Here is a 12,523-nt window from a genome sequence, read left to right as displayed (position 1 = left end):
CAACAACCAACAACCAACAACCAACAACCAAGGAACACGACAATGACCACGAACCCCGTCACCCGCTCCGAGATCATCGATTCAGTGCTCGACGCCTGCGTCGAAGTGCTCCGAGTCGAGCGAAACAAACTGGGCGAAGCAACCGAGTTCGCCGCCGACCTGGAAGCCGACAGCCTCGCCCTGGTCGAAGTCGTCATGGTGCTCGAGGAGCGCTACGACCTGCGCATCCCCGAGGAGGACCTGGAGGCGGTGACCACAATCGGCGCCGCCGCCGACCTGGTGATGAGCCACCTGGACCAAGCCGCGTGACCGCGACCCGCGCCACCGTGGTGGTGACAGGCCTCGGGGCGGTGACCCCGGCCGGGGGCACGGCCATGTCCACCTTTCAGAGGACGCTCACCGGGCACGGCTGCACCGACGAGAACCTGACCGCCCCAGTGACCGACTTCGACCCATCGTCGGTGCTCGATCCCCGCGAGGCCAGAAGGGTGGACCGGGTTGGTCAGTTCGGCCTGGTAGCGGCGGACGAAGCACTGGCTCAGGCCGGCCTCTCCGGCCCCGACCGTCTGCCCGATCCCGGCTTGGACCCGACCCGCGTCGCGGTGGTGGTCGGGTCGGGGGTCGGTGGTCTCATCACCTTGGAGGAAGGAGTGTCGACGAGGGTCACCCGCGGGACCGATCGGGTCAGCCCACTACTCATTCCCATGATGATGTCCAACGCCACCGCCGGGCTGATCGCCCTACACCACGGATTCCGGGGCCCGGCACTGGCGGTGGCTACGGCATGTGCGTCGGGAGCCAACAGCATCGGGGAAGGAGCCGCCCTCATCAGAGCCGGTCGAGCAGATGTGGTGGTGGCTGGCGGAGCCGAGGCCGCCATTACACCGACCGCCCTCGCCGGGTTCGCCCGGATGGGGGCATTGAGCCGCCGCCACCACGATCCCCACGGAGCGTCACGACCCTTCGACCGAGACCGCGACGGCTTCGTGATGGGAGAAGGAGCTGGCATCGTGGTCCTCGAGAGCGAGGAACACGCCCGCCGACGTGGTGCCGCGACCATTGGTGAGGTGGCCGGGTACGGCGCCACCTGCGACGCCCATCACATAACCGCCCCGGACCCGACCGGCGCTGGCGCGCTGGCGTGCATGGAGGCAGCGCTGGCCGACGCTGGCATGACCCCGGCCCAGGTCGGCCACGTCAACGCTCACGGCACTTCGACCCCACTGAACGACCGAGCCGAGTCCGAGGCGCTGGTGCGGCTCTTCGGTGGCTCCACGCCACCGGTCACCTCGACCAAAGGGGTCACCGGCCACCTGGTGGGAGCGGCCGGCGCGGTAGAGGCCATCTTGACCTTGCTCAGCGCCCGACACGGACTGGTTCCACCGGTCGCGAACCTCGACGATCCCGACGTAGACCACAGGGTCGATCTGGTCCGCAACCGACCCCGTCGAAACGACGACAAGGTGGCCCTGTCCAACTCCTTCGGTTTCGGAGGCCACAACGCATCGCTGGTGTTGGTCGCCCATCCCGCCGATCGATCCCGATGACCATCACAACCCCGGTCTGTGTCGACCGGCCCGATGCCGTGACCGCCGACCTCCGAGAGCTCAGTGGCCGGACGGTGGCGTGGTTCGAACTGTCGGGCCGACGCCGCGGTGGCGACGGGTCCGCCGAGGCAGAGGTGGTGGCCCGCGCCATCACGTTGGCCACCTCGATCGGATGCCCCGTGGTCGGGATGGTGCGGTCGGTGTCGGTGCCACCCGGACCCGAGGGGCTGGCCGGGCTGGCGGCGTGGGGCCGGGTGGCCGCTGCGGCGGTACGGGCCTCGGGTGTGGTGCCCATCGTCCTAGCCGTGACCGGCCCGGTTCACGGCAGCCTGGCTCCTCTCCTCGCGCTAGCCGATCACGTGGTCATGACCACCGAGGCTTCGGCTTATGTGAATGGGCCCGGGCCGGTAGCCACCATCACCGGCACCCTCACCGACCCGGGGCGCCTCGGGGGAGGACGGGTCCACAGCCGGGTCACCGGGTTGGCTGCCTTGATCGCCCATGACGCCGACGATGCCCTCGATGCCGTGGGCGACCTGCTCGATCACCTACCCGACAACCACTTAGACGACGCACCGATCCGCTTCACCGATGATCCCGCCGGTCGCCTGTGTGAGCTGGCCGCAGCAACGGTTCCAGCCGACCCGGCCAAGGCTTACGACGTGCGTGACGTGCTGGCTGACATCTTCGACCGTGACAGCGTGCTGGAAGTCCACGCCGAGCACGCCCCCGGACTGGTCACCGCCTACGCCCGCCTGGCGGGACGGTCGGTGGCGGTGGTGGCCAACCAGCCCTGTGTGCTGGCCGGCACGTTGGACATCGATTCCTCGGTGAAGGGTGCACGCCACGTCCAGTGTGCCGACTCCTTCGGGTTGCCGCTGGTGACGTTGGTGGACACCCCGGGGTACCAGCCCGGTCGAGACATCGAGGCCCGCGGCATGATCCGCCACGGCGCGACCTTGGTCCACGCCTATGCCGCGGCCACCGTCCCGAGAGTATGTGTGATCCTGCGCAAGGCCTACGGCGGCGCCTACATCGTGATGGATTCCCACACCATGGGTAGCGATCTGGTACTGGCCTGGCCCCGGGCGGAGATCGCGGTGATGGGCCCCGCCGGAGCCATGGAGATCCTCCATCGAGGTCAGATCGCCCCGGCGATGCGAGCCCGCCTGGAGGATGAGTACCGGTCGACGTATTGCACGCCTCGATTGGCCGCGGAGCGAGGCCTCGTCGACAGTGTGATCAATCCGGCCGACACCCGTCGGGTGCTGACCGCGGCCCTCGGTCGACTCCACACGAAGCGACCGCACCTCCCGGCGCGCAAACATTCGAACCAACCGCTCTGATCCCCTCCCCCACTCGACTGGAACCCCGATGCTGCTCACCGACCGAACCGTGCTGGTCACCGGTGTCCTCACACCATCGTCGATCGCCTTCACCGTGGCCCGACTGGCCCAGGAACAAGGGGCGACGGTGGTACTCACCTCGTTCGGCCGGGCGCTTCCGGTTACCCGTCGAGCTGCTCGCCGGCTCCCGATCGAACCGGTGGTGGTGGAGCTCGACGTCACCGACGAGGACCACCTCGCTTCGTTGGCCGAACGACTGGGCGTTCGTGAACTGGACGGTGTGGTTCATTCTGTTGGTTTCGCGCCGGCCGACTGCCTCGGACACGACGACGGCCTGTTCGGAGCATCGTGGGATGACGTGGCCACCGCGCTGCGGGTGTCGACCTGGTCCTTGCCGGCGTTGGTCAAAGCAGTTCGGCCCCTGCTGACCACCAGAGCCTCGGTGGTGGGCCTGGACTTCGACGCCTCGGTGGCGTGGCCGGCCTACGACTGGATGGGCGTAGCCAAGGCAGGATTGGAGTCGGCGTCGCGCTACCTGGCCCGGGACCTCGGTCCCCACGGGGTGCGGGTGAACCTGGTCGCGGCCGGTCCACTGCGAACCGTCGCCGCCCGCAGCATCCCCGGTTTCGCCCGCATCGAGGACACCTGGAGCCGAACCGCCCCGCTCGGCTGGGATGTCGACGACCCCGAACCAACAGCGCGGGCCGTGGTGGCCTTGTTGTCGGACTGGTTCCCGGCCACCACCGGCGAGATCGTCCACGTCGACGGGGGTGCCCACGCGATCGGCGGAGGTGCCTCCTAGGCTGGGTCGAAAGCGGGAGGCATCGATGGCCAAGAACCAGAACTCACCAGGAATGTCAGCGATGGCTGGGGTCGCGACCGCACCAGCCGGTGCCGATGAGGACAGCCTGAACCTTCCCGAATGGGCGCGGCCGATCCTGGTGGTGGGGATGATGCTGGCCGTCATGTGGCTGGTGGAGATCGTCGACCTGATCCCCCGTACCAGCTTCGACCGATGGGGGATCCAGCCTCGCGAGGTCCAAGGACTGGTCGGCGTGGTCACCATGCCGTTCCTACACGACGGTTTCGGCCACCTGATCTCCAACACCGTTCCGTTTCTGATCCTGGGTGCGATGGTGGCGGCCGGAGGGGTAGCGCGGTATTTCGTGGTCACGGGCATCGTCACTTTGGTGGCCGGCGTGGGGGTGTGGCTGCTGGGTCCCGACGACACCGTCCACATCGGGGCCAGCGCCTTGGTGTTCGGCTACCTCACCTACCTGTTGTCCCGCGGGTTCTACGAGCGGAAGGTCATGAACCTCGTGGTGGGTTTGGTGGTGCTGTTCCTCTACGGCGGGGTGCTGTGGGGGGTGCTACCCCGGCCCGGCATCTCCTGGCAGGGTCACCTGTTCGGAGCCGTCGGAGGTGTCCTGGCCGCCCGTGTTGTGCACAACGAGGCCGTCACCACCCGTCGGTCCGGGTCCACCGCCTAGAGGTGGGTGCCGTTGCGCCCGCCCTGCTGCCGCCCCGTGGCCGCTTCCGGCGGCGACTCAGGCCATGTCATGCTGACCACGCCTACCCATCGCCGATGATCGGCCGACCCGACCACGCCCGCGATCACTGACCCGTCGCCACCAGCCAGGAGACCCCTTGTTGTTGCACCCCACCCTTCGCACCCTTCCCCGGCGAGCGCGCCGCTTGATGCTGACGGTCGCCCTGGTTGGGAGCGTGCTCGGCGGATGCAGCGGAGATGATGGATCTACCGAAAGGGCCGACGAGTCGACGACCACAAGCTCCGAAGCCGGGTCCAGCGGCACCTCCACCACCGAGGTCGCCACGACAGTGACGCTGGACCCCGAGTTGGAAGCATCCATGAAGGAGGCCATGGAACGCGCCGAAGCCGCCTCGTTGACGTTCGATGATTTTCCGTCGGGCTGGGAACACCTACCCCCCGCCGAAGGCGACGCTGGCCCGATGGAGACCTGCACCGAGGTCGACCTCGACACCCATCTGCTGGGCCTCTACCGGTCCGATGGCTTCTCCACCTCGGTCGATCCCGGGACGCTCCAGGCCAGCAGCTCGGTCACCGTCATGGACTCGGTCGACTCAGCCACCAAGTTGATGGAAGACATTGGGACCGATCGGTTCTTGTCGTGTGTGAACGAGCTCTTCAACGGCTCCACCGACGCCTACGAGCGGACGGGAAGCCTCACCCGCAACGAAACGGCCCCCAGCCTGGGTGACGAAGCCGTCGCCATGTCGGGCGAGTTCGTCATCTCTCCTCTCGACGACACGCCCGACCACCCGGTGAGCATGGCGGTCGTGGCGTTTCGGACCGGAGATATGGTCACGGTGCTCAACTCGACCGCGGTGGACCGCAACCTCGACGAGACGCTCCTGCGGACCCTTCTCGACCTGCTCACCCAACGCCGCCCAGGCCTGACCTATCCGCTCGGGTCCTTGGCCTTAGGACCCGAGCGGATAGGTCCAGTCGTCGTCGCTGCAAGGGTGATCAGACCGAGGCTTCGCCTCGGTTTAGACATGCCGTATCTATGGGTCGGTCCGCCTATCGGCGCACCTCCTTAGCGGGGGGCGAGGTCCCGAATGGCCTGACGTTGGTCGATGCCGAACGGCAGCATGGCGATCACCGGCGTTGTCACGCCGTTGGCCTGGTAGCGAGCAATGTGGTCACGGCACTGTTCGGGGGTTCCGTGGATGATCAGGTCATCTACCACCGATTCAGGGATGGCGGACAACGCAGCCTTGCGGTCCCCGGCCGCCCAGTGATCCCACATTGGTTGAAGCACGTCGGCTCGGCCCAGCCATCGCTGGAACTCGGCGTAGACCGGCACCGTCAAATATGCGGCAATGAAGAACCGGCCGTATTCCAACACCAGATCCCGGTCGGTCGTTGGCGCGACGAAGATCCTGGCCACCACCTCCTTGTCCGCTCCGCCCTGGTGGACGTGAGGCGTCACCGTCGGCACGTCGTCGGCACCCAGCCAGTTGAGGATGGCACCGTCGCCTTCGCGTCCAGCCAGCCCCAACATTCCTTCGCGGAGGGCGGCGATGAGGATCTTGGGCTGTTTCTCGGGCACAATCCCCAACTTGAAGCCCTTGACCGAGAAGGTGTCGTAATCCTCGCTCACCTTGGTTCCGGTGAGGGTCGTCCGCAAGAGGCGCACAGTGTCGCGGGTCTTCTTGTAGGGCTCGGTGAAGGGAATGTCGTTCCATCGCTCCACGATCACGTTGGACGAGGTTCCGATGCCGAAGGCGACCCGTCCCGGGGCAGCATCGGCCAGCGACGCCACGCACTGGGCCAGGGTGGCCGGCCCCCTAGTGAAGGCGGGAACGATGGCCGAGCCGAGACGAAGAGACGGAGCCCACACCGACGCCAATGCCAGTGGCGTGAACCCATCGGCCATGTTGGCCTCGCTGGACCACACGTCGGTGTAGCCCAAGTCTTCCAGTTCGACGATCCAGTCCCGCTGGGCATGGAGGGGGACACCGTCGATAGGGATCGTCATCCCGTAGCCCTGATAGGTCATGGCCGGAACCTACACGCCGGGCGTCGGCCATGGCCTGGACGCCCCACCTACTCGGTGGGCGCCATTGCCGGTGCGCTGGCAGATCCCGTTCAGCCTCGGTCCTGGGGCGGGAGGCTGGGTCGGCTTCCGATGGTGGTTCCCGCGGGATCCCAGTACCGGACAATGGTGGACTGGGAGGCGGTGGCCATGAGGGTGCCGTCGTCGGCCCACAGGTGGACGGTGCCGTGGCCGAACCCGTTGCCGATGCCGTCGACTTGGACCTCGACCAGGATCCACTCGCTCGGTACCACCCGTATGACCCGTAGCGTGTTGTCCAGGCTGTTGCCCCCGGCGTAGGCGCCGAGTGACTGACCGATCCCGAACGGCACATAGTCGCCGAGGATGGCCAGAGCCACCGCAGACGGCTCGGTGAGCTCTGGGATGCGGACCCACAGGGCGCTCCGTCCCCGCTCCATAGGGTTGCCGGGCAACTGCTCCCAGTCCCGGGCCAACGCCAGACGGGTTTCGAAGCGGCTCATCAACGAGTCCTCTCCCGGCACGCGAAGTGAACGGGCCGGGCAATCCTCGGGGCGAGGCACGTCGATCGGCTCCACCCACACCTGATCGGAATCGGTGGACCGTGAACCCAATGCAGCGTTGACGGTGAAGATCTCCCGGTCCTCGACATGACCAACGACGCGGGCCTGGGTGCTGTTGCGCCCCGACACGGCCACCGTCACATCGAGGTCGAGCACGGATCCGGGCGTGGCGTAGGACAGGTACTGGGCGGTCGCCCACACGACGGGTCGACCGGTGGCCATCTCAAGAGCCAAGACCGCGGCACCGAGCCCGCAGCCACCGAACAGGAACCCGCCAAGGGTGGACAGTCCATTGGTTACCGGCAGGTACCAGCGGTGAGGGTTGTGAGTGGCGGTGAGATCGAGGAACTCCTGAGCATCCACGGTGAACGAGCCTACGGGGGCCACAACACCGCAGGGGCAGGTGTCCTCGCCCACCGGGGATCGAACCACGGAGCGTCGGGCCAAGCGAGCTCACGTCGCACGGGCTGGCCTTGTGGCGGCGCCGGCGACGGCGACGACCGGGAGTGACGGCAGCAGGTACAGCGCCTACGGTCCTGCCCGAACGGTCCTCGGTCATCACGGGGTCTCGGTCCACCAAACCCGCAAGTTCGATTGGGGAAGTAGGCGCATGGCCATCCAACACGTCGTCTTATTCCGATTCCTGGAAGACACCGATGCTTCGGCCATTGATGCCATGGCCACCGCCCTTCGTCGTCTGCCGGGCTTGATTCCCCAGGTGGCCACCTACGCCGTCGGCTCGAACCTGGGGATCACCGAGGGTTCCTGGGACTTCGCCGTCTCCGCTCGTTTCGCTTCGGTAGAGGACTTCCACACCTACCGCACCCACCCCGAACATCTAGCCGTGATCACCGACCACATCGAACCCATCACCGCCGAGCGACGCTCGGTCCAGTTCGAGTTCTGAGCGTCGACCTACACCGACAACCGCCCCGGTTGACACCATCGGAAGGAAAGTCATGACCGTGGACAAGCCCTGGGCCGGAGATGCCTCATCTCTGGTCGATGCCTTCCGCTCCGGTGAGCGTTCACCCGCCGAAGAGCTGGAAGCCACGTTTGCCGCCATCGAGGCCAGCGAGTTAGGGGCCTTCGTCTGGCTCGACGAGGAACGGGCCCGGGCCCGAGCCGCAGCCGCCGACGTCTCGCTGCCATTCGGCGGTGTCCCGGTGGGGATCAAGGCACTCGAGCCGGTGAAGGGCTGGCCGTACACAGAGGAGTCGTTGGTGTTCGAGGCGCGGACGGCCGACCGGTCCTCCACCTCACACACCCGACTACTGGAACGAGGCGGCATCGTTCCCGTGGGCCAGACCCTGGCTTCGGAGTTCGGCGGGCTCAACATCTCCACCAACAAGATCCATGGAACGTGCACCAACCCTTGGGGCCAGGGCCGCACGGCGGGGGGTTCGTCGGGCGGGTCGTCGGCAGCGGTGGCCGGAGGTCTCGTGACCATCGCCACCGGAGGCGACGGCGGTGGATCCATACGCATCCCGGCCGGGTTCTGTGGTCTGCTCGGCATGAAGGGAACGGCGGGACGCATACCTCGAGGGCCGAAGACGCTCATCCATCCCATGACGGTTGTCCTCGGCTGCCAGGCTCGTTCAGTACGCGATGCAGCCCGGTGGTTCGACGTAGCCAGCGGATACGACTCCCGCGACCCGTACTCGTTGCCTCGCATCGACGGCTGGGAGCGGGACTTGGGCAGCCATGACCTGTCGGGTCTGCGAGTGGCCATCTCCCCCACGTTGGGAACCGCCGTGGTTCGCCCCGAGGTTTCCGAGCGGGTGGCGGCAGCAGCAGAGGCTTTGGCTCGAGATGCTGGGCTCACCGTTGTCGATCTGGACGTGAAGTTTCCCAAGCTCGACGTGGCCTGGGCTCTGGGCAACCTGTCGGGGCTGCGCCAGGACCTGGAGGGCCTGTGGCCCGACTGCAAGGACCTGCTCACGCCGGAGATCGCGTTCGGTCTCGAGATGGCCGAACAGCTCGTCAGCTTGGAGACCAACGCCCGGGGCGAAGCCACACGCACCGCCGCCAACGAGGCAATGGCCGACATCTTCGACCAGGTCGACGTGCTCATCTGCGCCACCAACCCCGACGTGGCCTTCCCGGCTCACATCACCACCAATACCCGGGTTGGCGACCAGAGGGTTGATCTCGGGAACAACGGCGCCCTAACCATCCCTGCCAACATCTGCGGCAATCCCGCGGTGTCGGTTCCGGTGGAGCCCTTCGAGGGTCTGCCTGTGGGCATGCAGATGATCGGTCGCCACCACCAGGACCAACTTCTGTTGGACCTGGCCCTCCGGGTGGAGCAAACCTGCCCGTGGCCGTTGGTGGCCCCCGGCGCACCCCTCTGAACAACTTGGATCGCCTTTTCCACTCGCATCCTTCATCGAACACATGTACGATCAGAGGTGGAAAGACTCGTTGTCACACCCCACGAGGAGACTGATGACATGGCCGAGCAGCTTCCACTCACGACGATCACCGCCGCCCGCCCCACCGGAACTCCCCGGAACTGGCAGCTAGACGAACGCACCAGGGAGGTCGGCCGTCGAGGCATCGCCTCGGCTAGGGCCGCCTTGGCTGCCCACCGCCCCACCGACGACCACCGCCCCAAAGCAGCCTGATCCCTCGTCGCACCGCTCGGCTCTTGGGCCAGGTTGGTTTGGGGACGGATACCTTTCTTGACCATGACCACCCCTTCCGATGTCGTGATCGTCGAAGCTGTCCGCACCCCCGTGGGTCGCCGCAACGGCGGGCTGTCCACCAACCACCCAGCCGACACCCTCGGTACCGTGCTCAGCGAGGTGGTGCACCGCTCCGGCATCGGTGGCGATCAGGTCGGCCAAGTCGTGACCGGCTGCGTGAGCCAGATCGGTGAGCAGGCCTTCAACATCGGTCGCACGGCCTGGTTGACCGCAGGCCTGCCCCAGTCGGTGGCCACCACCACGGTCGACACCCAATGCGGATCCTCTCAGCAGGCAACCAACATCGCCACCGCGCTGGTTCAGGCCGGCGTGGTCGACGTGGCCATAGCCAGCGGCGTCGAGGCCATGAGCAGGGTACCCATCGGTTCAAACGCCAAGGGGGACTACGGCCGGCCCATCCCCAAGTCCTACTTCGCCCGCCTCGAGTTCACGTCACAGTTCGAAGGTGCCGAACGCATCGCCCAGAAGTGGGGCATCACCCGCTCCGACGCCGACGACTTCGGACTCCGCTCTCAACAACTCGCGGCGCAGGCGTGGGCCGATGGCCGATTCGAGGGCCAGATCACGCCCGTCCAAGCCCCCATCCTCGGAGAAGACGGCAAGCCGACCGGAGACACCACCACCGTTTCAAGGGACGAGGGCCTGCGCGAGACGACCATAGAAAAGCTGGCCAACCTCAAGGCCGTAGCCCGAGAAGACGGCGTGCACACAGCTGGCTCCTCGTCACAGATCTCAGATGGTGCCGCCGCATTGCTGTTGACCACCGCGGCACGGGCACCGGAGATGGGCCTCACCCCGCGGGCCCGCATCGTGGATACCTGCCTAGTGGGCGTGGATCCCGTGCTCATGCTCACCGGCCCGATAGATGCCACCCGCCACCTGCTGGACCGCACCGGTCTGTCCATCGCAGACATCGACACGTTCGAGATCAACGAAGCCTTCGCCTCGGTCGTCTTGGCCTGGGCCCGCGAGTTCGATGTGCCCATGGAGAAGGTCAACCCCAACGGCGGGGCCATCGCTCTGGGGCACCCGCTGGGAGCCACCGGTGCAGTCTTGATCACCAAGGCATTGAACGAACTCGAGCGTACCGGGGGCCGGTACGGGCTCATCTCCATGTGCTGCGGAGGCGGCCTGGGTACAGGAACCATCATCGAACGGCTTTAAGGAGGCGAGCCGACCCATAAGCACGGCAATGGTTAAACCGAGGCAACGCCTCGGTCTGATCAACCTGGTAGCGACGACGACTGGACCTATCCGCTCAGGTCCTAGGCATGGCCCAGAACCTCACCCATGCGGCTCCGGCCGACGAGCATCGACATCGTCACTGGAGTCCGCCATGAGACCGTCCCGCCATCTCTTCACAACCCGCCTACCCTCGCTCACCCTCGCCTCGATCATCTGGCTCTCCACCTCCCTGCTGGCGAACTCCTGCACCCGTCCCCAGCCGCCGAGCACCGCACCCCTACCAGATGGGGGCACCGGCCTGGTGGCCATGGTCGACCGGGTCACAGACGGGGACACCCTCACCCTGTCGTTCTCTGGTGCTGGTGTCGAACGGGTTCGCCTGCTCGGTATTGACACGCCAGAGACGGTCAAACCCAATAGCCCGGTCGAGTGCTTCGGACCTGAAGCCTCGGCCCGCACCAAACACCTGCTGCCACCGGGAACCGAAGTCTTGGTCCAGCGAGATACCGAGGCCAGGGACCGCTACGGCCGGCTGCTGGTCTACCTGTGGCGCCGTGCTGACGGCCTGTTCATCAATGAGACATTGCTCGCTGACGGCTACGCCACCATATTGAGCATCACCCCGAACATCGCCCACCGGCCAGACCTGGCCCGGACCGAACAGTCAGCTCGACGCCGCCAGCTCGGACTGTGGGGTGCGTGCACCGACCCCGCAGGGCGATAGCGTCCACCCCGATGACCGAGCTGACCGAACGCCTCGGGTTGGGGCCCGATGCCCGGGCCGTGATCATCAACTGCGACGACTTGGGTGTCAGCCATGCCGTCAACGCCGGGGTCTACGAGGCGCTGCGCACGGGCCATGCCACCAGCGCATCCATCATGGTTCCAGCGCCGTGGGCCCGGGAGGCGGCATCTCGGTACCGAGGGGAAGACGTCGGCGTACACCTGACCCTCAACTCCGAACACGACCGCTACCGGTGGGGTCCAATCACCCATGCGCCCTCGCTCCTGGATGGAGACGGAGGGTTTCCCCGAACGGTGGCCGACCTATGGGACCACGCCGACTTAGACGAGGCACGACGCGAGCTCAGGGCCCAGGTGGAGCGGGCGATCCTGTGGGGCTTCGACGTCAGCCACCTCGACTCCCACCTCGGGGTTCTCCAGCACCGCCCCGAGTTCTTCGACATCTACCTTGACCTAGCCGTGGAGTTCCGCCTACCCACCCGGCTATCGGGTCCAACGTTCGAACGCTCCGTCGGGTTCCCGTTCCGGACGCTGGCCAGCGAGGAGGGCGTCGTGTTCCCCGACCACTTCGCCCCGGTCCACTCCGGTCACGGCAGCCGCCGCACCGTCGAACGGGCCATCCACGATCTCGAACCCGGCGTCACCGAACTCCACGTGCACCCAGCCCACGACACCCCCGAGCTTCGGGCCTACGATGAGGCGTGGTCACACCGGGTGGACGACCACCACCTCACCTGCTTCGACCACGAACTGCCGGTGCTGCTCGATCGCCTCGGGGTGATCCGCATCGGCTACCGGGATCTCCGCCGCGCCCAGCGGGAAGCTCGGCCGACCTTCACCCCCTAGGACCCGAGCGGATAGGTGCAGTCG

The 12,523-nt window shown here is 66.7% G+C and carries 14 protein-coding genes; 12 read left to right on the top strand and 2 right to left on the bottom strand.

Annotated features, from left to right (window positions below; translation table 11 throughout):
* Window positions 1–42 precede the first annotated feature (42 nt).
* From IPG97_01145 to IPG97_01120, 6 genes are all read left to right on the top strand, one after another.
* Window positions 43–309, top strand: coding sequence for an acyl carrier protein (locus tag IPG97_01145; GenBank protein ID MBK6855196.1), 267 nt, complete (start codon window positions 43–45; stop codon window positions 307–309).
* Window positions 306–1,547, top strand: a complete 1,242-nt coding sequence (locus IPG97_01140) for a beta-ketoacyl-[acyl-carrier-protein] synthase family protein (GenBank protein ID MBK6855195.1) — start codon at window positions 306–308, stop codon at window positions 1,545–1,547. The genes IPG97_01145 and IPG97_01140 overlap by 4 nt, the downstream gene beginning before the upstream one ends.
* Window positions 1,544–2,893 carry a methylmalonyl-CoA carboxyltransferase gene (locus IPG97_01135; protein ID MBK6855194.1) on the top strand — a complete coding sequence of 450 codons (1,350 nt, stop codon included), beginning with the start codon at window positions 1,544–1,546 and terminating at the stop codon, window positions 2,891–2,893. The genes IPG97_01140 and IPG97_01135 overlap by 4 nt, the downstream gene beginning before the upstream one ends.
* A gap of 28 nt (window positions 2,894–2,921) precedes the next feature.
* Window positions 2,922–3,695, top strand: a complete 774-nt coding sequence (gene fabI, locus IPG97_01130) for an enoyl-ACP reductase FabI (protein ID MBK6855193.1) — start codon at window positions 2,922–2,924, stop codon at window positions 3,693–3,695.
* A gap of 61 nt (window positions 3,696–3,756) precedes the next feature.
* The gene (locus tag IPG97_01125; GenBank protein ID MBK6855192.1) at window positions 3,757–4,383 is read left to right on the top strand and encodes a rhomboid family intramembrane serine protease; all 627 of its coding nucleotides are present in this window, start codon (window positions 3,757–3,759) and stop codon (window positions 4,381–4,383) included.
* Window positions 4,384–4,540: 157 nt separating this feature from the next.
* The gene (locus IPG97_01120) at window positions 4,541–5,476 is read left to right on the top strand and encodes a hypothetical protein (protein ID MBK6855191.1); all 936 of its coding nucleotides are present in this window, start codon (window positions 4,541–4,543) and stop codon (window positions 5,474–5,476) included.
* Here IPG97_01120 and IPG97_01115 read toward each other — a convergent pair.
* Window positions 5,473–6,438 carry an LLM class F420-dependent oxidoreductase gene (locus tag IPG97_01115; protein ID MBK6855190.1) on the bottom strand — a complete coding sequence of 322 codons (966 nt, stop codon included), beginning with the start codon at window positions 6,436–6,438 and terminating at the stop codon, window positions 5,473–5,475. The two genes, IPG97_01120 and IPG97_01115, sit on opposite strands and share 4 nt — an antisense overlap.
* Before the next feature lie 89 nt (window positions 6,439–6,527).
* Window positions 6,528–7,379 carry a thioesterase family protein gene (locus IPG97_01110; protein ID MBK6855189.1) on the bottom strand — a complete coding sequence of 284 codons (852 nt, stop codon included), beginning with the start codon at window positions 7,377–7,379 and terminating at the stop codon, window positions 6,528–6,530.
* A 247-nt stretch (window positions 7,380–7,626) separates the two neighbouring features.
* On the opposite strand from IPG97_01110, the gene IPG97_01105 reads away from it, so the two are divergent.
* The 6 genes from IPG97_01105 (at window position 7,627) to IPG97_01080 (ending at window position 12,499) form a co-directional block, all read left to right on the top strand.
* Window positions 7,627–7,923, top strand: a complete 297-nt coding sequence (locus IPG97_01105; protein MBK6855188.1) for a Dabb family protein — start codon at window positions 7,627–7,629, stop codon at window positions 7,921–7,923.
* A 52-nt stretch (window positions 7,924–7,975) separates the two neighbouring features.
* Window positions 7,976–9,370 carry an amidase gene (locus IPG97_01100; GenBank protein MBK6855187.1) on the top strand — a complete coding sequence of 465 codons (1,395 nt, stop codon included), beginning with the start codon at window positions 7,976–7,978 and terminating at the stop codon, window positions 9,368–9,370.
* Window positions 9,371–9,427: 57 nt separating this feature from the next.
* The gene (locus IPG97_01095; GenBank protein MBK6855186.1) at window positions 9,428–9,643 is read left to right on the top strand and encodes a hypothetical protein; all 216 of its coding nucleotides are present in this window, start codon (window positions 9,428–9,430) and stop codon (window positions 9,641–9,643) included.
* A 63-nt stretch (window positions 9,644–9,706) separates the two neighbouring features.
* Entirely contained in the window at window positions 9,707–10,888 is a 1,182-nt protein-coding gene (locus IPG97_01090; GenBank protein ID MBK6855185.1) for a steroid 3-ketoacyl-CoA thiolase, read from the top strand.
* Window positions 10,889–11,060: 172 nt separating this feature from the next.
* Window positions 11,061–11,633, top strand: coding sequence for a thermonuclease family protein (locus IPG97_01085; protein MBK6855184.1), 573 nt, complete (start codon window positions 11,061–11,063; stop codon window positions 11,631–11,633).
* Between the two features lie 11 nt (window positions 11,634–11,644).
* On the top strand, window positions 11,645–12,499 hold the full coding sequence (locus IPG97_01080) for a polysaccharide deacetylase family protein (GenBank protein ID MBK6855183.1): 855 nt from the start codon (window positions 11,645–11,647) through the stop codon (window positions 12,497–12,499).
* Window positions 12,500–12,523 lie beyond the last annotated feature (24 nt).

The organism is Microthrixaceae bacterium, assembly GCA_016702505.1.
Taxonomy (GTDB): domain Bacteria; phylum Actinomycetota; class Acidimicrobiia; order Acidimicrobiales; family Iamiaceae; genus Aquihabitans.
This window is presented reverse-complemented; position numbering and strand designations above follow the sequence as displayed.

What these genes read in the sequence shown, in the direction of transcription:
- IPG97_01135 (MBK6855194.1), top strand. Translation starts at nt 1,544, where the DNA reads ATGACCATCACAACCCCGGTCTGTGTCGACCGGCCCGATGCCGTGACC.
- IPG97_01125 (MBK6855192.1), top strand. Translation starts at nt 3,757, where the DNA reads ATGGCTGGGGTCGCGACCGCACCAGCCGGTGCCGATGAGGACAGCCTG.
- IPG97_01115 (MBK6855190.1), bottom strand. Translation starts at nt 6,438, where the DNA reads ATGACCTATCAGGGCTACGGGATGACGATCCCTATCGACGGTGTCCCC.
- IPG97_01100 (MBK6855187.1), top strand. Translation starts at nt 7,976, where the DNA reads ATGACCGTGGACAAGCCCTGGGCCGGAGATGCCTCATCTCTGGTCGAT.
- IPG97_01090 (MBK6855185.1), top strand. Translation starts at nt 9,707, where the DNA reads ATGACCACCCCTTCCGATGTCGTGATCGTCGAAGCTGTCCGCACCCCC.
- fabI (MBK6855193.1), top strand. Translation starts at nt 2,922, where the DNA reads ATGCTGCTCACCGACCGAACCGTGCTGGTCACCGGTGTCCTCACACCA.
- IPG97_01085 (MBK6855184.1), top strand. Translation starts at nt 11,061, where the DNA reads ATGAGACCGTCCCGCCATCTCTTCACAACCCGCCTACCCTCGCTCACC.
- IPG97_01145 (MBK6855196.1), top strand. Translation starts at nt 43, where the DNA reads ATGACCACGAACCCCGTCACCCGCTCCGAGATCATCGATTCAGTGCTC.
- IPG97_01105 (MBK6855188.1), top strand. Translation starts at nt 7,627, where the DNA reads ATGGCCATCCAACACGTCGTCTTATTCCGATTCCTGGAAGACACCGAT.
- IPG97_01080 (MBK6855183.1), top strand. Translation starts at nt 11,645, where the DNA reads ATGACCGAGCTGACCGAACGCCTCGGGTTGGGGCCCGATGCCCGGGCC.